Origin of the sequence: Micromonospora sp. NPDC006431, from assembly GCF_042870725.1 — a bacterium.
In the GTDB taxonomy this organism is placed as follows: domain Bacteria; phylum Actinomycetota; class Actinomycetes; order Mycobacteriales; family Micromonosporaceae; genus Micromonospora.
The window spans coordinates 52,736-72,934 of record NZ_JBIAHQ010000015.1 but is presented as its reverse complement, the minus strand read 5'-3'; the positions used below and the strand labels follow the sequence as shown (position 1 = coordinate 72,934).

Annotated in this window: 16 protein-coding genes; 13 read left to right on the top strand and 3 right to left on the bottom strand. The window is 75.0% G+C overall.

Annotated elements, in window-relative coordinates; genetic code table 11:
• The first annotated feature begins 69 nt into the window (after positions 1 to 69).
• From ACFYM6_RS23735 to ACFYM6_RS23705, 7 genes are all read left to right on the top strand, one after another.
• A complete protein-coding gene (locus tag ACFYM6_RS23735; RefSeq protein WP_387278779.1) occupies positions 70 to 906 on the top strand; it encodes a DUF4097 domain-containing protein in 837 nt (278 codons plus the stop codon).
• Complete coding sequence (locus tag ACFYM6_RS23730) at positions 903 to 1,520, top strand: PadR family transcriptional regulator (RefSeq protein ID WP_387278777.1); 618 nt, start codon at positions 903 to 905, stop codon at positions 1,518 to 1,520. Before ACFYM6_RS23735 ends, ACFYM6_RS23730 begins: the two co-directional genes overlap by 4 nt.
• An 84-nt stretch (positions 1,521 to 1,604) precedes the next feature.
• Positions 1,605 to 2,306, top strand: coding sequence for a response regulator transcription factor (locus ACFYM6_RS23725; protein WP_357439976.1), 702 nt, complete (start codon positions 1,605 to 1,607; stop codon positions 2,304 to 2,306).
• Positions 2,303 to 3,859: an ATP-binding protein gene (locus ACFYM6_RS23720; RefSeq protein ID WP_387278775.1), complete on the top strand. Its 1,557-nt coding sequence runs from the start codon at positions 2,303 to 2,305 to the stop codon at positions 3,857 to 3,859. The genes ACFYM6_RS23725 and ACFYM6_RS23720 overlap by 4 nt, the downstream gene beginning before the upstream one ends.
• 62 nt (positions 3,860 to 3,921) lie before the next feature.
• Complete coding sequence (locus tag ACFYM6_RS23715) at positions 3,922 to 5,460, top strand: trypsin-like peptidase domain-containing protein (RefSeq protein ID WP_387278773.1); 1,539 nt, start codon at positions 3,922 to 3,924, stop codon at positions 5,458 to 5,460.
• A gap of 162 nt (positions 5,461 to 5,622) precedes the next feature.
• Positions 5,623 to 6,294 carry a BON domain-containing protein gene (locus ACFYM6_RS23710; protein ID WP_387278771.1) on the top strand — a complete coding sequence of 224 codons (672 nt, stop codon included), beginning with the start codon at positions 5,623 to 5,625 and terminating at the stop codon, positions 6,292 to 6,294.
• A gap of 124 nt (positions 6,295 to 6,418) precedes the next feature.
• A complete protein-coding gene (locus tag ACFYM6_RS23705) occupies positions 6,419 to 7,477 on the top strand; it encodes a glycosyltransferase family 4 protein (RefSeq protein WP_387278957.1) in 1,059 nt (352 codons plus the stop codon).
• An 88-nt stretch (positions 7,478 to 7,565) separates the two neighbouring features.
• Here the strand turns inward: ACFYM6_RS23705 and ACFYM6_RS23700 are convergent, their stop codons facing one another.
• Entirely contained in the window at positions 7,566 to 9,032 is a 1,467-nt protein-coding gene (locus ACFYM6_RS23700; RefSeq protein WP_387278769.1) for a protein kinase, read from the bottom strand.
• A gap of 176 nt (positions 9,033 to 9,208) precedes the next feature.
• On the opposite strand from ACFYM6_RS23700, the gene ACFYM6_RS23695 reads away from it, so the two are divergent.
• The 6 genes from ACFYM6_RS23695 (at position 9,209) to ACFYM6_RS23670 (ending at position 17,826) form a co-directional block, all read left to right on the top strand.
• Positions 9,209 to 10,042 carry a patatin-like phospholipase family protein gene (locus tag ACFYM6_RS23695; protein ID WP_357439990.1) on the top strand — a complete coding sequence of 278 codons (834 nt, stop codon included), beginning with the start codon at positions 9,209 to 9,211 and terminating at the stop codon, positions 10,040 to 10,042.
• Complete coding sequence (locus tag ACFYM6_RS23690) at positions 10,042 to 11,076, top strand: 1-acyl-sn-glycerol-3-phosphate acyltransferase (RefSeq protein WP_387278767.1); 1,035 nt, start codon at positions 10,042 to 10,044, stop codon at positions 11,074 to 11,076. The genes ACFYM6_RS23695 and ACFYM6_RS23690 overlap by 1 nt, the downstream gene beginning before the upstream one ends.
• 26 nt (positions 11,077 to 11,102) lie before the next feature.
• Entirely contained in the window at positions 11,103 to 11,423 is a 321-nt protein-coding gene (cutA, locus tag ACFYM6_RS23685) for a divalent-cation tolerance protein CutA (RefSeq protein ID WP_073834690.1), read from the top strand.
• Positions 11,424 to 11,470: 47 nt separating this feature from the next.
• Positions 11,471 to 15,136 (top strand): SCO7613 C-terminal domain-containing membrane protein, encoded by a 3,666-nt coding sequence (locus ACFYM6_RS23680; RefSeq protein WP_387278764.1) that lies wholly within the window; start codon positions 11,471 to 11,473, stop codon positions 15,134 to 15,136.
• Positions 15,137 to 15,258: 122 nt separating this feature from the next.
• Positions 15,259 to 16,308 (top strand): fatty acid desaturase family protein, encoded by a 1,050-nt coding sequence (locus ACFYM6_RS23675; RefSeq protein WP_387278762.1) that lies wholly within the window; start codon positions 15,259 to 15,261, stop codon positions 16,306 to 16,308.
• 363 nt (positions 16,309 to 16,671) lie between these two features.
• Positions 16,672 to 17,826 carry an FHA domain-containing protein gene (locus tag ACFYM6_RS23670; RefSeq protein ID WP_387278760.1) on the top strand — a complete coding sequence of 385 codons (1,155 nt, stop codon included), beginning with the start codon at positions 16,672 to 16,674 and terminating at the stop codon, positions 17,824 to 17,826.
• A 59-nt stretch (positions 17,827 to 17,885) separates the two neighbouring features.
• Here ACFYM6_RS23670 and rocD read toward each other — a convergent pair whose 3' ends face one another.
• Positions 17,886 to 19,100, bottom strand: coding sequence for an ornithine--oxo-acid transaminase (gene rocD, locus ACFYM6_RS23665; protein WP_387278955.1), 1,215 nt, complete (start codon positions 19,098 to 19,100; stop codon positions 17,886 to 17,888).
• Positions 19,100 to 19,915, bottom strand: a complete 816-nt coding sequence (gene ddaH, locus ACFYM6_RS23660; RefSeq protein WP_387278953.1) for a dimethylargininase — start codon at positions 19,913 to 19,915, stop codon at positions 19,100 to 19,102. Before ddaH ends, rocD begins: the two co-directional genes overlap by 1 nt.
• Positions 19,916 to 20,199: the final 284 nt, after the last annotated feature.

The window sequence follows — 20,199 nt, the reverse complement described above, 5'->3', positions numbered from 1 at the left end:
TGTATCGCGTTATGCTCCTCCTGTCACTCGACGTGCCGTCGGTCGGCACGTCACCGAGGGGAGGACACCATGGCCAGCTGGACGGTCGACAGCCCGCAGCGGCTCACCCTGGACGGGCCGGTCACCCGGCTCGACGTACGGCTGGTCACCGGCCGGCTCAACGTGGTCGCCACCGACGGCCCGGCCCGGATCGACATCACCCGGGTCAGCCGCCGGCCGGTCATCGTGGAGCACCGCGACGGTCGCCTGTTCGTCGGGCACGAGCGACACCCGCGTTGGCCCGGGTTCCTCTGGTGGCTCGGCCAGCTCGGCCGCCGGTTCCGGGCCGAGGTCTCCGTCGCCGTACCGGCCGACGTGCTGGCCGACCTGCGGCTGGTGGACGGCTCGCTGGTCGCCTCCGGCCTGCGCCGGGACACCCAGGTCGACGTCACCTCCGGCCAGATCACCCTGATGGGGCTGCGTGGCCGGACCACCGCCAAGCTCACCTCCGGGCCGGTGGAGGCGCTCGGCGTCGCCGGCGACCTCTCCCTGGAGACGGTCTCCGGCGAGGTGATCCTCGCTGAGAGCGCACCCGGCCGGGTCCACGCGCACACCGTCTCCGGCTCGATCACCTGCGACCTGGACAACCCCCGGGGCAGCGAGATCCGGCTCAGCGCCATCTCCGGCAGCATCACCGTCCGGGTCCGGGAGGACAGCGACCTCACCGTCGACCTGCACACCGTCTCCGGCCGGATCACCAGTGGCTTCCCGCAGGTGCGCGGCCGCGGCGGGCTCGGCGCGATGAAGGACAGCCACGGGGTGCTGGGCACGGGCGGCGGTAAGCTCTGGGCGTCCGCGACCTCCGGCAGCATCGCCCTGCTCGCCCGGCCCGTCGAGGACGCCGACGACCTGGAGGAGCTGCCGTGACCGCCGTGTTCAGTCACGGGCGGCTCCGGCTCTACCTGCTCAAGCTCCTCGACGACGGCCCGAAGCACGGCTACGAGCTGATCCGCCTGCTGGAGGATCGCTTCCTCGGCCTCTACGCGCCCAGCGCCGGCACCATCTACCCCCGCCTGCAACGGCTGGAGGTCGAAGGGCTGGTCACCCACACCGCCGCGGGCGGCCGGAAGGTGTACGAGATCACCGAGGCGGGCCGCGCCGAGCTGCGGCAGCGCGCCGACGAGCTGGCCGCTCTGGAATCGGACATCAGCGCCTCCGTCGAGGACCTCTCCGCCCTGGCCGGCGAGATCCGCACCGAGGTGCGTGGCTCCGTGCGCGACCTCAAGCGGGAGCTGCGCGAGGCGGCCCGGCAGACCCGGCGCACGCACTGGGAGCCGCCGCCCACCCGGCCCGCCGCCGACGGTGGCCTCCGCGCGCCCGGCGAGTCGCCGCTGCTCGCCGAGTTCGACCAGCGGCTGGCCGAGTTCACCGTCGAGGTCGGCACGCTGGTCCGCGCCGGGCGGCTCACCGACACCCAGCTGCGGACGGCGATCCGGCTGCTCGACGGCGCGCTGGACGGGCTGCGCCGGCTGCTCCGCTGAGCTGTCACCGGGGCGGGTCGGCTCACAGGTTGTTTCCAGCATCCACCCAGCACCGCCGCAGGCAGAACGCGGATGATGGGGGCCATGGTGGCTACCCAGACCGAGGCCCGACTGCTGGTCGTCGAGGATGATCCCAACATCCTCGAACTGCTCTCCGCGAGCCTGCGCTTCGCTGGCTTCGACGTCGCCACCGCGACCAGCGGCAGCGCTGCGCTGAACGCCGCCAAGGACCACCGGCCCGACCTGGTCGTGCTCGACGTGATGCTGCCCGACCTGGACGGCTTCGAGGTGATCCGGATGCTCCGCGAGGGCGGCACGCGTACCCCGGTGGTCTTTCTGACCGCGCGGGACGCGACCGACGACAAGATCCGGGGGCTGACCCTGGGCGGCGACGACTACGTCACCAAGCCGTTCAGCCTGGAGGAGTTGACCGCCCGGATCCGGGCCGTGCTGCGGCGTACCGCCACGGGCGAGCACGCCCCGTCCCGGCTCACCTTCGCCGACCTGGAGTTGGACGAGGAGACCCACGAGGTGCACCGGGCCGGCCAGCGGGTGCAGCTCTCGCCGACCGAGTTCAAGCTGCTGCGCTACCTGATGCTCAACGCCAACCGGGTGCTCTCCAAGGCGCAGATCCTCGACCACGTCTGGAACTACGACTTCCGGGGCGACGACAACATCGTCGAGTCCTACATCTCCTACCTGCGGCGCAAGGTCGACAACACCGAGCCCCGGCTCATCCACACCCTGCGCGGGGTCGGCTACGTGCTGCGTAAGCCGGCGGCGTGAACCTCGTCCACGACGCGAAGGGCCAGCTTCGGGCCGTCCCGTTGCGGGTCAAGCTGGTCGCCGCGGTCCTGGCCCTGGTCGCCGCCGCGCTTCTCGTGATCAGCTCGCTCACCGCCTACTTCCTCCGCGACTACCTCATCGGGCAGGTGGACGACCAGCTCAGCGGCGGCGCGGCCGGCGTGGCCCAGGCGCTGGAACGGGCCGGCGGGAACCCGGTGAAGGTCGGCATCCCCTCGGATTATGTGGCTTCCAGGGCCATCCCCGGGGAAGTTCTGGCCGAACCCGTGCGCTATGACGGGCTTCGCCCGGAGGAGCTGCCGTCCTTCCCCACGGACTACGCCGGCTTTCAGGCCAAGGTAGGTGACCCGTTCACCGTCCGCTCGATCGATGGCCGGACGCGCTGGCGGATGCTCTACACGGATGTCGGCGACGGTCAGGTCATTGCCTTCGGGCAGCACCTCACGGCCGTCGACCGGGCCGTCAAGCAGCTGATCTGGATCGACCTGCTGGTCGGCGGATCGGTGCTGATCATTCTGGCGTCGGTGGGTGCGGGGATCGTGCGTACCAGTCTCAAGCCGCTCGTGGAGATCGAGCGGACCGCGGCGGCCATCGCCGGCGGTGACCTGACCCGACGGGTGCCGGACCCGGAGGAGGGCCGGGCCGTGCCGACCTCGGAGCTGGGCCGGCTCTCCCGGGCGCTGAACGCGATGCTCGCCCAGATCGAGGCCGCCTTCACGGCCCGGGCCGCGTCCGAGGCGGCGGCGCGCAGTGCCGAGGTCAGCGCCCGGGACGCCGCCGCGGCGGCGCAGGCGTCCGAGGCGCGGGCCCGCCGCTCCGAGGAGCGGATGCGGCAGTTCATCGCGGACGCCTCGCACGAGTTGCGTACCCCGCTGACCACCATCCGGGGCTTCGCCGAGCTGTACCGGCAGGGCGCGGCCCGCCAGCCCGAGGAGACGGCCGGCCTGCTGCGTCGGATCGAGGACGAGGCGGCCCGGATGGGGCTGCTGGTGGAGGACCTGCTGCTGCTCGCCCGGATGGACCGCGAGCGGCCGATCGCCCTCGCCCCGGTCGAGTTGCCGGTGCTGGCCTCCGACGCGGTGCAGGCGGCCCGGGCGGTGGACCCGGAGCGCCGGATCGAGCTGGAGATCGAGCCCGGTGCCGGTCCGCTCGTGGTGCTGGGCGACGACGCCCGGCTGCGGCAGGTGATCGGCAACCTGATGACCAACGCGCTCACCCACACCCCGACGGACGCCTCGGTAACGCTGCGGCTGCGCGTCGAGCCGGGCAACCTGGCCGTGGTGGAGGTGGCGGACACCGGCCCGGGGCTCACCCCGGAGCAGGCCGAGCGGGTGTTCGAGCGGTTCTACCGGGTGGACGCGGCGCGGACCCGCCGGGCCGGCGGGCCGATCAGCACCGGGCTCGGGCTGGCCATCGTCGCCGCGCTGGTGGCGGCGCACCACGGCACGGTCGAGGTGGCCGAGACGCCGGGCGGCGGGGCCACCTTCCGGGTGAAGCTGCCGCTGCTGCCGCAGTCACCCGAGTCCGGCGAGTGACTTTCAGAGAACATTCAGGCACGTTCCAGGCTGGTCGCAGTGCCAGGGGGGAAGGTGGATCCATGACCGACCACGAGACCGATCCGCAGCGGTCGCCGGCTCCCGCCGACGCCGAGCCGTCGCACCCCACCGCCGAGCTGCCCCGTGCCGAGAGCGGGCACCCGGACTCCACCGTCACCCCGGCCGCCGCGCCGGTTCCGGCCGACTCCCCGGCCGCCGGAACCCTGGCCGCCGCCGACGCCGGTCGCCCCGACGCGCCGGCCGACGCGCCGGCCGCCGACGCCGGTCGCTTCGAGGCGCCGGCCGCCCCCGCCAGCCCGTATGCGCCGTCGTACCCCACCTCCGGGCAGCCGCAGCAGCCCAGCCCGTGGGCCGGGGGGCAGCAGCAGGTCGGCTGGCCCGCCGGGGCGCACCAGGCCGGCCCGGCCTACCCGCCGCACGTGACCGGGCCGGTTCCCCCGTACCAGCAGCACCAGCCGTACCCGGGTGCGCAGCCGCACCAGGCCGGTCAGCCGGGCCTGCCGTGGGGCGCGCCCCAGCCGGCGCCGCGGCCGAGCCGGGCCGGGAAGTTCATCGGTGCCGCCGCCCTGGGCCTGGCGCTGATGCTCGGCTCCGGAGTGGCCGGTGGGGCGCTCGCGCTCGCCCTGAACGAGGGGAACACCATCACCCGTACCTACTCGGCCGCGCCCGTGATCAACAGCGCCGACCTGCCGAAGATCGCGGCCTCCGTACAGGACAGCATCGTCACGATCATGACGGGCAGCGGTGAGGGCTCCGGGGTGATCCTCAGCGCCGACGGGTACGTGCTGACCAACAACCACGTGGTCGCCTCCGCCAGTGGCGACACGGTGAAGGTGGTCTTCGCCGACGGCAAGAACGCGCAGGCGAAGATCGTCGGCACCGACCCGAAGACCGACCTCGCGGTGGTCAAGGCCAGCGGGGTCAGTGACCTGAAGGCGGCCAAGTTCGGTGACAGCGACGCCATGCAGGTCGGTGACCAGGTGCTCGCCCTGGGCAGCCCCCTGGGCCTCCAGGGTTCGGTGACCGCCGGCATCCTGAGCGCCCGCGACCGCACCATCCAGGCCGGCGAGGGCGGCCAGCAGATGGATCCGCGGCAGGGCGCCAGCTCGATCTCCGGCCTGCTGCAGACCGACGCCCCGATCAACCCGGGCAACTCCGGCGGCGCGCTGGTCAACACCCGGGGCGAGGTGATCGGCATCAACACGGCCATCGCCACCGCCGGGCAGGGCAGCAACGGCAACATCGGTGTCGGCTTCGCCATCCCGAGCAACAAGGCCAAGGCCGTCGCCGAGAAGCTCCAGCGCGGCGAGAAGGTCAGCCACCCGTCGCTCGGCGTCAGCGTGAACGCCGCCGAGGCCGGTGGCGCCATGGTCGCCTCGGTCACCCCGGGCAGCGCGGCCGAGAAGGCCGGGATCCAGCGGGGTGACGTGATCACCAAGTTCGGCGACAAGGTGATCAACGACTCGAACGACCTGGTCGGCGCCGTCCAGGCGGGCAAGGTCGGCGACCGCGTCCAGGTGGAGTTCAAGCGCAACGGTTCGACGCAGAACGCAACCGTGACGCTCGCCGAGTCGTCCTAACCAACAGACCTGCCTCCTCCGCAGGCGGCGGGTGTCGGAGTCAAGGGGGTTGGCTCCGTCACCCGCCGCCCATTTTCCTGCGCTCACCCGCCCCGGGTGAGCCGGGCTCACCCCGTTCGGCGGCACCCTCGGCGAACGGGGAACCGCACGGGAGGGGACGTCATGACGACCACGACCGCCATCCGTACCGACCAGGAGATCCAGCGGGACGTGCTCGCGGAGCTGGACTGGGACCCGCAGACCCAGCCGACCGAGATCGGCGTGACCGTCGCCGACGGGGTGGTGACGCTCACCGGTCAGGTGGACAGCTACGCCCGGCGCTGGGCGGCGGAGCGCTGCGCGCACCGGGTACGCGGGGTCCGGGCGGTCGCCAGCGACCTCGAGGTACGGCTGCCCGCCGCGGAGGAGCGTACCGACGCCGACATTGCCATCGCGGCCAGCCGGGCGCTGGAGTGGGACAGCTTCGTCCCCGCCGACCGGCTGGACGTGACCGTCGCCAACGGCTGGGTCATGCTCCGCGGCGAGGTGGAGTACGGCTTCCAGCGGCGTACCGCCGAGCGGGAACTGCGTCGGCTGCGCGGCGTACGCGGGGTCACCAACTTGATCGAGGTCCGTCCGCCGGCCCCGTCCAGCGACGAGCAGAACCGGCGGGACCTGCAACGGGTGCTGCTCCGACGGACCGGCACGGAACGGATCAGGGTCGGGGTCAGCGGGGACACCGTGGTGCTCGACGGGGTGGTCCGCTCCTGGTGGCAGCGGGAGGAGGCGGAACGCGCGGCCTGGACCATGCCCGGCGTACGCGAGGTGCACGACCGGATCGTGGTGGCCGCCTGAGCCCGTTTGCCGCCGATCGGGGTGGGAAAGCGACGCCGATCACGGATGCCAGGGACCATCGGGAGGACTCGTGGCCGTGAATCATCAGCCGGACCTGGCCCGGGGGCAGCCGTTGCGGATCGCGATGGTGGTGCCGCCGTGGCTGTCGCTGCCGCCGCCCGGCTACGGCGGCGTGGAGCAGGTGGTGACCGGGCTGGTGAACGGCCTGGTTGACCAGGGGCACCGGGTCACCGTCTTCGGCGCCGGCCGGGACCACGGCACCGCCGCCGAGTTCGTCTCCACCTGCGAGGACCTCCAGTACGACCGGCTGGGCGAGTCGCTGCCCGAACTGGCCCACCTCGCTCAGGTCAACCGCCTGGTGGACCCGGCCGACTTCGACGTCGTCCACGACCACACCACGATCGGCCCGCTGGTCGCCGGCCGGCGGTCGGTGCCCACCGTGGCCACCGTGCACGGCAACCCGGTGGGGGAGTTCGGCACCATGCTCGGCATCGTCGACGAGGGGGTGGGCCTGGTGGCGATCTCGCACGCGCAGCGCCGGGCGAACCCGGGGCTGCCCTGGGTGGGCACGGTGCACAACGCGATGCCGCTGCGGGACTTCCCGCGCAAGCGGACCCCGGGCGAGGGGCCGGTGCTGTGGCTGGCCCGGTTCAGCCCGGACAAGGGGCCCGACGTGGCGATTCGCGCCTGCCGCGCGGCCGGGCTGCCGCTCACCCTGGCCGGCAAGTGCAACGAGCCGGCCGAACGCCGCTACTTCGAGCAGGTGGTGGAGCCGCTGCTGGACGACGACGTCAGTCTGGTGCTGAACGCCGACCGGGAGGCCATCCTGCAACTGCTGCTGGACGCCCGCTGCCTGATCATGCCGATCCAGTGGGAGGAGCCGTTCGGCATGGCCATGCTGGAGGCGATGGCGACCGGTACGCCGGTGGTGGCGCTGCGCCGGGGCGCGGTGCCGGAACTGGTCCGGCCCGGGCTGACCGGGCTGCTCTGTGAGCACCCCGACGAGCTGCCGGCGGCGCTGCGCGACTCGATCCTGCTGGACCCGACCGACTGCGTGGCGCACGTCGCGGAGAACTTCTCGGCGGTGCGGATGGCGCTCGGCTACGAGTCGGTGTATCGCCGGTTCATCGCCGCCGCCGTGCGGACCGGCCAGCCGGAGGCCGCTCGGGTCGCCGCGGGATGACCGGTCGGTCGGCGAGCGGCCGCCGCACCCGCCCCGGCCGCCGCACCCGCCCCGGCCGCCGCACCCGCCCCGGCCGGCGGGCTCGCCATCAGGTGCGGGCCGCGACCAGCTCCGCCGCGGCGGCGTCGAGCTGGCGGGCGTACCCCGGGCTGATGCTGCCCTCGCGCTGACGCTCGCCGATCTTCGCGCGGAGCCGGTCCACCGCGGCGGTCAACGCGCCCTCGCCGCTGGCGGCGGTGGCGTTGCGCAGCAGGTTGCGCAGGTCGACGCCGACGTCGTCGCGGATCTGGCCGGCCACCAGCCCGGCCTCGATCAGCCCGTCCACCCGGCTGGCGACGTCGACCAGGCTGCCGACCGGTGGCAGCACGGGCACGGTGCTGGTCGCGGGGGCCGGCCGGGTCGGGCTCGGGGGCGCTGGAGTTTCCGCCGTGCCGCGGGTCGACGGCGCCGCCGAGGGCACCACCGGCCCGGCGCTCGGCAGTACCCGGGGCGTGGGTTCCCGGTCCGGGACCAGGGCGGGCACCAGCAGCGCGGCACCGCCGACCACCACCCCGCCAGCCGCCAGGAGCCTTCTCGACCGGCGACGGTCGTCCGCCCGGCGGGGCCCGGCCGGGTCGCTGGCGTTCGCGTCCGGCCGGCCGGCGGGGGCCGGGTCGGGCTGCGGCTGCGCCGGGGTGGGGAGCGCCATGGTCGGGGCCAGCACGGTGGCGGCCTGCGGGCCGGCGGGCCGGAGCTGGTCCCGCAGCGCGGCCGCCACCTGGTGCGCGGTGGGCCGCCGCCGCGGGTCGCGGGCCAGGCACCGCAGGCAGATCTCCGCGACCGGGGACGGCAGACCGGGTACGTCCAGCGCCGGCGGGCCGTCCTCGGCCAGCGCCGCGCCGAGCTGCTCCCAGGTGTCCGCCGGGTACGGCACCTGGCCGCTCAGCGTCTCGAAGAGCAGCACGCCCAGCGAGTAGACGTCGGTGGCCGGTTGGGCCGGGGCGCCGTCCAGCCGCTCCGGTGCCACGTACGCCGGGGTGCCGAAGGTGCCGCCGTCCTCGTCCTCGTCCGGCGCGCCGACCCGGGTGGCGATGCCGAAGTCGAGCACCTTCGCGCCGACCTGGGTCAGCATCACGTTCGCCGGGGTGATGTCCCGGTGGACGATGCCGAGCCGGTGCGCCGCCGCCAGCGCCTCGGCCACCTGGGCGCCGACCTCCACCGCCTCCGCCCAGGGCAGCGGCCCCGCGGTGAGCCGGTGCTCCAGCCCCTCGCCGCCGAGCAGCTCCATCACCACGAACGAGGTGATGGTGCCGTCGGGTGCCACCGTCTCGCCGTAGTCGTGCACGGCGGTGACGTGCGGGTGCACGAGCTGGGCGGCGGACCGGGCCTCCTCGCGGACCAGGCCCCGGAACCGGGCGTCGGCGGCGAGCGCCGGGGCGAGCACCTTCACCGCGACGATCCGGTCGAGCACCTCGTCCCGGGCCCGCCAGATCACCGACATGCCACCGGCCCCGATCTGGTCGATGAGCCGATACCTGCGGGCCAGCATCGTGCCGGCGTGCAGTGACGCCTTCACCTCGCACCTGCCTGGGCTTGGGAGCGCTATCAGGTTGCGGGAATGTGTCCGGCGTGTCAACGGCTGTCCGGTCCCTGGTCGCGCGGCGCGCGGCCCCTTTCACGCCGGGTGACCGCGCGGGTCACGCGGGGCGGCTCCGGCCGGCCACCTTTCCGCCTCGTGCCAGGATGAACGCCATGGCAGGGGGTCCGGTGGCGTTCGTGCTCGGCGGTGGCGGAGTGCTCGGCGCGGTCGAGGTCGGCATGCTGCGCGCGCTGTTCCGTGCCCGGATCCGGCCCGACCTGGTGCTCGGCACCTCGATCGGCGCGGTCAACGGCGCCCTGGTCGCCGCCGACCCGAGCGAGGCCGTGACCGACCGGCTGGTCCGGCTCTGGGCCTCGCCCGAGGCCAGCGAGGTGTACGGGGACTCCGTCGCCCGGCAACTGCGCCGCTTCGCCGCCCGTAGACACCTGCACTCACCCCGGCCGTTGCGCCGGCTGCTGGAGAGCGAACTCGGCGAGGACACCACCTTCGCCGACCTCAAGGTCCCCTTCCGCTGCTGCGCGGCGAACATCGAGCGGGCCGCCGAGCACTGGTTCCACAGCGGGCCGGTGGTGCCGGCGGTGCTCGCCTCCGCCTCGGTGCCCGGGCTGCTGCCGCCGAAGGAGATCGACGGCCAGCACTACATCGACGGCGGGGTGGTGAACTCCATCCCGGTCGGGGAGGCGGTCGCCCTCGGCGCGAAGCAGATCTTCGTGCTCCAGGTGGGCCGGATCGAGCGGGCGCTCAGCCCGCCCCGCCGGCCCTGGGAGATCGCTCAGGTGGCCTTCGAGATCGCCCGCCGGCACCGGTTCGCCAGGGAGATGGCGGCGCTGCCCGAAGGGGTGGAGGTGCACGTGCTGCCCACCGGCGGGCTGGAGCCGCGCGACGACACCCCGTGGGCGTACCGGGACATGGCGGCGGTGGGGCGGCGGATCAGCCGCGCGTACACCGCCTCCCGTCGCTACCTGGACACCCGACTGGAGCGCTGATGCCGCTGCCCCCGCGGTGGGTACGCCGGTTGCTGCTGGCCCCCGGCGTGGTGCTGCTCGCGGTCACGGTGCTGACCACGCTGCCGGCCTGGGCGTTGCTGGCGCTGGCCGCCTCGCCGCTGGTGCCGGGGCGGCTGCGACCGCTGCGGCTGCTCTGGATCGTCACCGTCTACCTGGTCTGGGACGCAGCCGCGCTGCTCGCCCTGTTCGTGCTCTGGGTGGCCGCCGGCTTCGGGGCGCGCAAGCGCTCGCCGGCCTTCCAGCGGGCGCACTACCTGCTCGCCGGCCACTTCCTGCGGGTGCTGTTCTGGCAGGCCCGCTGGGCGCTGCGGCTGCGCATCGACGTGGTCGGCGCCGACCCGGACACCGCCCTGCCCGGCCGCCCCGAGCTGGTGCTCTGCCGGCACGCCGGGCCCGGTGACTCGTTCATCCTGATCCACGCGCTGGTGAACTGGTTCCACCGGGAGCCCCGGATCGTGCTCAAGGCGACCCTCCAGTGGGACCCGGCGATCGACGTCCTGCTCAACCGGCTGCCCAACCGGTTCATCGCGCCCGGGCCGGACGGCCGGGAGACGATGCTCGAGCAGATCGGCCACCTCGCCGCCGACCTGGACGACGACGACGCGTTCGTGATCTTCCCGGAGGGCGGCAACTTCACCCCGAGCCGGCGGCTGCGGGCCATCTCCCGGCTGCGGGCGCTCGGACTGGACCGGATGGCGTCGCGCGCCGAACGGATGCAGCACGTGCTCGCCCCGCAGCCGGGCGGGCTGCTCGCCGCCCTGGGCGCCGCCCCGGACGCCGGGGTCGTCTTCGTCGCGCACACCGGGCTGGACCGGATGCTCACCGTGACCGACGTGTGGCGGGAACTGCCGATGGACAAGCGGATCGTGATGCGGTTCTGGTCGGTGCCGCCGGAGGACATCCCGGTGGGGCGGCAGGAACGCATCGACTGGCTCTTCGACTGGTGGTCGCGGATCGACCGGTGGATCGCGGCCAACCGGGACGAGGTGGCGGGCGCACCAGACCCTCGGTGACGCGGGCGGCCACGTATGGTGCGCTCGTGGAGCAGATCTGCGTGGTGACGACGGTGGTGGACGCGCGGGCGGTCGCGGACGTCCTGGCGGCCGCGGCCGTCGCCGGACGCCTGGCGGCGTGCGCCCAGGTGAGCGGACAGGTGGACAGCACCTACTGGTGGCAGTCCGCGATCCAGACCACCGCCGAGTGGTCGGTGCAGTTCAAGACCGCGCCGGACCGGGTGGACGCGCTGATCGACCAGCTCCGCGCCAACCACCCGTACGAGGTGCCGGAGATCCTGGTGACCCGGGTGGAGAGCGGCAACCCGGACTACACGGCCTGGGTGCACCAACACACCCGTCCCTGAGTACGCCTACTCTGTCCGGCCGGCCCGCCGGTCACGATGCTGGCCGGGTGGAGAACACCGGCTACCCCTGCCCCGGCTGCGGCGCCCCCGCCGATCTCGCCTCCGGCTGCCCCGGCTGCGGTCGTCCGCCGTACCCGCCGGCCGCCCAGGTGGTGCGGCTGGACCGGGAGATCGCCGCGCTGACGCCGCAGGTGGAGCGGGCCCGGGTCGCGTACCAGGAGCTGGCGACCCGGCTCGGCGCCGCCCGGCAGCACCGGGCGGAGCTGGCCGCCCGGATTCGTCGGGAGATCCCGCCACCGCGCCCGGTCGGGCCGGTGCCACCGCTGCCCGCGCCGCCGGCCGTCCCGGTACGGCCCGGCGGGGCGGAGACCTCCACCCGGACCGTGCAGGGCCTGCTGTTCGTCCTCGGTGGACTGCTGCTCGGCACCGCGGCGGTGGTGTTCACGGCGGTCGCCTGGGCCGCGTTCGGGGTCGCCGGGCGGGCGGTGATCCTCCTCGGCTGCACCGCGCTCGCCCTCGCTGCCCCGCTGGTGGCCCGGTGGCGCGGGCTGCGCGGCACCGCCGAGACGTTCGCCGCGGTGGGGCTGCTGCTGGTGCTCCTCGACGGGTACGCCGCCTGGTCGGTGGACCTGTTCGGGGTGGCGGGCTGGCCCGGAAGCCGCTACCCGGCGCTGGTCGGGGGGATCGGCGCGGCGGTCGCGGCCGGGTACGCGCGGCTCAGCCGGCTCACCGTGCCATGGTTCGCGGCGCTGCTGACCGCGCAGCCCGTGCTGCCGCTGGCCGCGATGGCCGCCGAGCCGTCCGCCGCCGGCTGGGCGCTGGTGTTCACCGGAGTGGCGCTGGGCGATCTCGTGGTGGTGATCGCCCTGCGGAACCGGGTCCCGCGGGCCCACGTCGCGCTGCCGTCGGGGGTGGACGGCGCGACATCGGCCAGTGGCGGTGACCCGAGGCGGGGCGGGGTGGCCGGCGGGGGGCCGGTCCACTTCGGCCCGCACGGGGAGGCGGCGGCCGGCGGGGGGCCGGCCGCCGCGCCCACCGGCGTCGTCGCGCCGGGAGCCGTTCCGCCCGGCTCGGCGCCGGCCGGTCCCCTGGTGGGCCCGCGTTCCGTGCCGGTGCCCGCCGGTGGCTCGGCGGCGGTGGCGGCCGGCTGGGTGCTGGGCTGGATCGGGCACGGGGTCGCGCTGGCCGTCGCGGCCGGCTGCGCGCTGGTCCCGCTCGGGCTGGGGCGGGTGGCCGGCACTCCGCTGCTGGCCGGTGGTCCGTTGCTGGTGGTGGCGCTCGCCCTGCTGACCGGCGCGCTGGCGGCCGGTGGCCGGACGTACCGCGCGATCGCCGCCGGGCTGCTGGTGCCGGTGCTGGCCACCGCACTGATCCGGCCGGTCGCCGCGCTGCACCCGGGGCTGCTGCTGGTGGCGGCCGGGCTGGTGGCGGCCGGCTTGGCCGGTGCCGTGCGGGCGGTGCCGCAGCGGCTGCGTACCGGGCCGCGGGTGGGCGCGTTGGTGGTGGCGGCCGGGGCGGGACAGGTCGCCACGATCCTCACCGGGCTCGTCGCCGGGGCCGGCGTGCTCGCCGCGTTCCCGGCCTGGCAGGGCGCCGCGCCGGTCCCGGCCCCGTCGTGGGGCTGGCAGCTGCCGGTGGCCGTGCTGCTCACCGCCGGGGCGGTGGCGCTGCTGGTGCCCCCGTCCGCGCGGCCGGTGGTGGGGGCCGTCGGCGGCGCGCTGGCCGTGCTCGCCGGGCCGGCCGCCGTGGCCACCCCCTGGCCGCTGGTGGTGGCCCTCGATCTGGTGGCGGCCACCGCGCTGCTGCTCGGCGCGGTGTACCGGCCGCGCCGCCGGTACCCGACGGTGCTGGCCCCCGCCCTGGCGGCGGCCGTCCTGCTCGGCCACGCCCTGCTGGTCGGCTGCGCCGACCCGGCGGGCGCGGGAACGGTCTTCGCGGTCCTGGCGATCGTCGGCGTGGCGGTCGCGGCGCGGGGCCGCCGGGGCGAGGGGGCCCAGCCGACCGTCGCCGGGGTGGCGCTGAGCGGAGCGCTGCTCGCCGTGCCGGCGGCGGTGGCGGTCGCGCTGCTCGGCTTCGGCGCGGCGCCCTGGTGGCGGCTGCGCGGTGCGTCCGGCGCCGTCGTGCTGCTGGTGGTCGCCGTCCTCGCGGTCCGCCGACACTGGCCCGACCTGCACGGGTACGCCTCGGCTGGCTTCGCCGTCGCGCTCGGCTCGGTCGGGGTCGCGCCGCTGGTCGTACCGGGCGCCGAGCGGGTGTCGCTCTACGCCGCGGCGGGCGTGCTGCTGGCGGTGGCCGCCGGTGGGGCGGCCCGGCCGGCGGCCGCCCCACGGGTGGTCGGCGCCGGACTGGCCGGCCTGGCGCTGCTCGCGGCCGCTCCGGCGGTCCTGCGGGTGCTCCTGGAGTTGCCGGTCCGGCCCTGGTCCGGAGTGCCCGCCGGGGGGCCGGTGCCCGGCGCGGTGCCCGCCGGCCTGGCGCTGCTGCTGCTCGGTACGGCCGCCGCCGCGTACGCCCGCGTCGCGACGGCTCCAGATCGCAGCGCCGTCCCGGACGCGCCGAGCTGGAGTCCGAGTGGCGGGCGGCGGCTGCCCACGCTGGCCGCGCTCCCGTTCGGCGCGGTCGCCCTGCCGGTGCTGCTGGCGGCGACCGGCGCGCCCTGGCCGGTGGTCCCCGCGCTGACGTTCGGGGCGGGGCTGGCCGCGCTGCTGGTGGCCGCGCTCGCCGCGCCGCGCTGGGCGCTGCTGCCGGTCACCGTGCCGCTCGGGCTGGCACTCACCGTGCCCGGGCTGGGCGGGCTGCTCGCCACCCGGGCCGGGACGCTCGCCGGGCTGGGCGCGCTGGTCGTCGCGGCGGCGGTCGTGGGCGCGGTCGGCCGGGAGGACGGGATCCGGCTCGCCGGCCGGCTGTCGGCCCTGGCGGCGGCCACCGGGTTCGCGGTGACCGCGTCGCTGGCCGGCGGGCTGCCGCTGCGTACCGCCGCCTTCGCGGTCCTGGCCGTGGCGGCGGCGGCCCTGCACGCCGGCCCGCTGCTCCGCCCCGCGACGGCAACCCCACGGGCCGCGCTGGCGGTGGCGGCGGCGGCGCACGCGGTGGCCCTGCTGGCGCTGCTGCTCACCAGCGGTGCGTTGCGGCACGCGGCGGCGGTCTGCGCGCTGTGGGGCGCGGCCGTGGCGGTACGGGTGCTCCGGCGGGACGAGCCGGCCGGCCGGCGGTGGATCCTCGCCGGTGTCGCGGGCGGCAGCGAACTGCTCGGCGGCTGGCTGCTGCTCGCCGCGGGCGGGGTGGCGGTGCTGGAGGGGTACACCGTGCCGGCGGCGGCGCTGGCCCTCGGGGCGGGCCTGGTGGCGCTGCGCACCCGGCCGGGGCTGAACAGTTGGCTGGCGCTCGGCCCGGGGCTGGCGGCGGCGCTGCTGCCCAGCCTGGTGTCGGTGCTGGCCGCGCCGGACCCGCGGCCGTGGCGCCGGCTGGCGCTCGGGGTCGTCGCGCTCGGCGTGGTGCTCGGCGGGGCGGAACGGCGCTGGCAGGCGCCTGTCGTGCTCGGTGCGGTCACCCTGGTCCCGCTGGCGCTGCACGAGCTGGCCCGGGGCTGGGACCTGCTGCCCCGGTGGATCTACCTGGGCCTGGGCGGTCTGGCGCTGATCGCCCTCGCCGCGACGTACGAGCGCCGCCGGCGCGACCTGGCCCGGCTGCGGGCCGCGGTGGGCCGGATGGGGTAGGGGTAGCACCACCCACGGCTGGGGGGCTGGCTGGATTACCCAGCGCAGTCGATCAAGGCATGCTTGGTTACGGAGGGTCGCGCCGCCCGGTGTGACGTACCGACCGAGGAGCGGGGATCGGCATGACCTCAGCATTGACGGCACCACCGGCCCGGCGCGGCAGCGAATACGCGCGGCTGTCCCGCCGGGTCGCCGAGGCGGGGCTGTTCGATCGCCGACCGGCCTGGTACGCGGCCCGGATCGGGCTCACCCTGGGTGCCTTCGTGGCCGGTTGGGTCGTGGTGGGCGCGGTCGGTGACTCCTGGGTGCAATTGCTGCTGGCGGCCGGGATGGCGGTGGCCACCACCCAGGTGGCGTTCCTCGGGCACGACGCCGGCCACCGGCAGATGTTCCGCCGGCGCGGCCCGAGCGAGTTCGTCGGCCTGATCGCCGGCAACCTCGCGGTCGGGCTGAGCTACGGCTGGTGGGTGGACAAGCACAACCGCCACCACGCCAACCCGAACCACGAGGACGAGGACCCGGACGTCGGGGCGGGCGCGCTGGTCTGGACGTACGAGCAGGCGGCGGCGACCCGGGGGCTGGGCCGGTGGCTGGCCCGGCGGCAGGCGTGGCTGTTCTTCCCGCTGCTCCTGCTCGAAGGGCTGGCGCTGCACGTGGCGAGCGTCCAGGCGCTGGTCGGCCGGGAGCCGGACGGCCGGTGGCGCACCCCGGTGCGGCACCGCGCGGTCGAGGGCCTGCTGCTCGTCGCCCACGCCGTCGGCTACCTCGGCCTGCTGTTCGCGGTGATGTCGCCGGGTAAGGCGCTGCTCTTCGTCGCCGTTCACCAGGGGCTCTGGGGGCTCTACATGGGCTGCGCGTTCGCCCCGAACCACAAGGGCATGCCGATGCCCACCGCCGACGACGACCTCGACTTCCTGCGTAAGCAGGTGCTCACCGCGCGCAACGTGCGGGGCGGCCGGTTCGTTGACGTGGCGCTGGGGGCGCTCAACTACCAGATCGAGCACCACCTCTTCCCGAACATGCCCCGGGCCAACCTGCGGCGGGCCCAGCCGATCGTCCGGGCGTACTGCGCCGAGCAGGGCATCCCGTATGTCGAGACCGGGCTGATCGAGTCGTACCGGCAGGCCCTGGGCCACCTGCACGAGGTCGGCCGCCCGCTGCGGGCCGGCTGAGCGGGACCGCGCCGGGCGGAGGCGACGGCCCCCGCCCGGTACCCCTCAGGAGCCGCCGGTGAAGGCCCGGGCCAGCTCCGCCGGGGCTTCCTCGGTGTCGGCCGTGGTCGCCAGCCGACGTATCTTCATCGTGGTCTTCTCCTCAACGAAGGTTGGCCGGCCCGGCGCGCGCCGGCCCGGCGGTCAGCCTAGCCGCCGCCACCGACTGGCGAAGTTCGATTTCTGGCGTGCGTCGACCGGCCCCGATCAGCGCTGCCGGTAGGGTCGTCGCATGGCAGACGTGCTCACCGCCGAGGCGGTGGCAGCCGAGGCGGGGCTGCTGGCCCCGACCCGGCGGATCGACGACATGGCCCGGAGCGCGGCATGAGATTTGAGATCAGCAAGGTGCTCGACGCCATCGAGGGGCGGGTCTGCACCGACCCCGCACTGGCCCGGGCCGTGGTGGACCTGGCCGAGGTGATCCGCTGGCAGAACCTGGACGGCGGCCGGCCGGCCAGCCTGCTGCGGCTCGGCATGGTGATCGACGCCCTGGCCCAGCAGTTGGGGGAGGACAGCGTCCCGGTCTACGCCATCGTGCACCGGGCCCTGCTCTCCGACGCGGACCTGACCTCCAACGAGCGGATGGTGGTCCGGCGCTGGGCGGACGACGGTCTGGTGGAGGTGCTGGACCACCCCGGCGACCGGGTGCTGGAGGTGGCCGACCTGCTCGGGCTGCCCGTGCTCAGCCGGGGCCGCTTCGACGGCCTGAGCGGCCGCTACCCGTGGCTCGGGCAGGCCGGAAGGGTGCTCGCGCCGGTGCCCGGCGCCGGTGGCCCGGTGTTCATCGCGCACGTCGGCGGCGGGCAGAGCCCGGCTTCCGGCAGCCGCTCACCAGTGGGCGCGAAGTTGCTGGCCCGGCAGTGGCGCTGCCCCGAGCCCGGGTGCGCGCTCTTCGGCGGCGGTGGGGGCGGCGGGGCCTTCGCCGACCTGGCCCGGGTGGACCGCGCCCCGGCCGGCCAGCCCCCGCCCACGCTGCGCAACGGGGTGCCGACCTGCCCCCGGCACGGCGTCCGGCTCGGCGATGCCGGGCCGCGGCCGCGGACGGAGCTGCTGGCGGTACGCATCGGCGGGCTGGTCCGGCGGCGGTTCGTGCTCACCGAGTCCCAGCCGGTGCTGGTCGGGCGGGCACCGGACTCGTCCGGCGGGATCGTGCTCGGCCAGTGGCTCAACGACGAGGCGCGGCGCTGGATCAGCCGCAGCCACGTCCGGTTCGAGCTGCGGGCTGGTCGAGGCGAGCTGATCGTCACCGACACCAGCACCAACGGCTCGGGCGTACGGCCGGGCGGTTCGATGGCCGAGTCGGACCGGATCGCGCTGGCCCCGCAGCAGTCCCGGGCGCTGGGTGAGGGCGACATCGTCGAGCTCTACCCGGGCGTGCAGGTCGGCCGCGCCGACGAGCTGCCCAGCGACGCGAAGTTCAGCCCCACCTCGGTGATGGCAGAGGCCCCCACCATGGCGATGCGCCTGCCGCGCCCCTGAGGCCGACGACGAAGGGCGCCGGGACCATCGCGGTCCCGGCGCCCTTTCGCGTACGGGGGTCAGCCCGCCAGCACGGCGGCGAGCTGGGCCACCGCGTGGTCGATCTCCTCCTCGGTGATCACCAGCGGCGGGGCGAGCCGGATGGTCGAGCCGTGGGTGTCCTTGGCCAGGACGCCCCGCTCCATCAGCCGCTCGCAGGCCTGCCGGCCGGTCATCAGCGTCGGGTCGATGTCCAGGCCGGCCCAGAGGCCCCGGCCCCGGACGGCGACCAGGCCCTTGCCGATCAGGCCGCGCAGGCCGGCGTGCAGCCGTTCGCCCAGCTCGGCCGAGCGCCGCTGGAACTCGCCGGTGGCGAGCAGCCGGACCACCTCGGTGGCGACGGCGCAGGCCAGCGGGTTGCCGCCGAACGTCGAGCCGTGCTGGCCCGGCTTGAGCACGCCGAGCACGTCGGTGTTCGCGGCCACCGCGGAGACCGGCACGATGCCGCCGCCGAGCGCCTTGCCCAGCAGGTACATGTCCGGGACGACACCCTCGTGGTCGCAGGCGAACGTCGCGCCGGTACGCCCCAGACCCGACTGGATCTCGTCGGCGATGAACAGGACGTTCCGCTCGGTGCAGACCCGGCGGACGCCCAGCAGGTAGCCCTCCGGCGGCACCACGACACCCTGCTCGCCCTGGATCGGCTCGAGCAGCACGGCGACCGTGTTCTCGTCGATCGCGGCGGTCAGCGCGTCCAGGTCGCCGTAGGGGACGACCGTGAAGCCCGGGGTGTACGGCCCGAAGTCGGCGCGCGCGTCCTCGTCCGTGGAGAAGCTGACGATCGTGGTGGTCCGGCCGTGGAAGTTCCCCTCGGCGACCACGATGTTCGCCTGGCCCGGGGTCACGCCCTTGACCTGGTAGCCCCACTTGCGGGCGACCTTGATGCCGGTCTCCACCGCCTCCGCGCCAGTGTTCATCGGCAGGACCAGGTCCTTGCCGCACAGCTCGGCCAGCTCCCGGCAGAAGTCGGCGAACTGGTCGTGGATGAACGCCCGGCTGGTCAGCGTGAGCCGGTCGAGCTGCGCGTGCGCGGCCTCGATCAGCTTCGGGTGCCGGTGGCCGAAGTTCAGCGCCGAGTAGCCGGCCAGGCAGTCCAGGTAGCGGCGCCCGTCCACGTCGGTCAGCCAGGCGCCCTCGGCCGACGAGATCACCACGGGCAGCGGGTGGTAGTTGTGCGCCGTGTGGCGCTCCGCGTCCCGTACGGCGGACGGCGTCCGCAGCATGTCGTCGATGATCACTTGTCTGCCTTTCCCTGACGGAGTCGCAACGTGCAGCACTTCGGTCCGCCGCCGGCCTTGCGCAGCTCGGACAGGTCGATCCCGATGGTCTGGTAGCCCCGGTCGCGCAGCTTGGCGGCGAGGTCGATGGCCTGGGCGGGCAGCACCACGTGCCGGCCGTCGCTGACCGCGTTCAGCCCGAGCACCTCGGCGTCGGCCATGGTGGCGTGGATGGCGTCCGGGAAGAGCCGGCGCAGCACCGCCCGGCTGCCCGGCGAGAACGCCTCCGGCAGGTACGCGACGGTCCGCTCGTCGAGCACGGTGAGCGCGGTGTCCAGGTGGTAGAAGCGCGGGTCCACCAGCTGCATGGTGATCACCGGGTAGCCGAAGACCTCCTGGAGCTGGGCGTGCGAGGCGTGCGCGGTGCGGAACCCGGTGCCGGCGAGCAGGTGCTCGCCGATCAGCAGGATGTCGCCCTCGCCCTCGTTGACGTGCTTCGGGTCGTACATCTCGAAGCCGGCGGCCTCGAACCAGGCCCGGTAGGCGGGGGCCTCGTCGGCGCGCTGCGGGTCACGGAACTGCACCGCCATGGCCTTGCCGTCGATCACGGTGCCGCCGTTGGCGGCGAAGACCATGTCCGGCAGGCCGGCGACGGGGTCGATCAGCTCGACCTCGTGGCCCAGGTCGACGTAGGTCTGGCGGAGCTGCTCCCACTGCCGGATCGCCAGGTCGGCGTCGACCGGCGCGGTCGGATCCATCCACGGGTTGATCGCGTAGTCGACCGCGAAGTACGTCGGCCGGCACATCAGAAAGCGCTGGCGGGTGGCGTCCATCGTCATGTCGTGCTCCCAGGGGTCGGGCGCGCCCGGCCACCGTCGGCCCACGGGCTGGCGCCGTGGTTCAACGTTAGGCGCCGCAGGCCGGCGACATCCACCGCGAGAAGTTGCGTTCGGCGTCGGATCATTGCGTCTGGTGCTCCGGCGGCGTCGGATCGTTGCGTCGACGCTCAGTCCCGCTCCACCCGAGGTGGGCCTGCGGGTGCCGGGACGTCTCGACCTCGTCCAGCCGGGCCATCGCCAGGTCCGCCCGCCTGGCGCGACGCCCCGCCCGGGCCGGC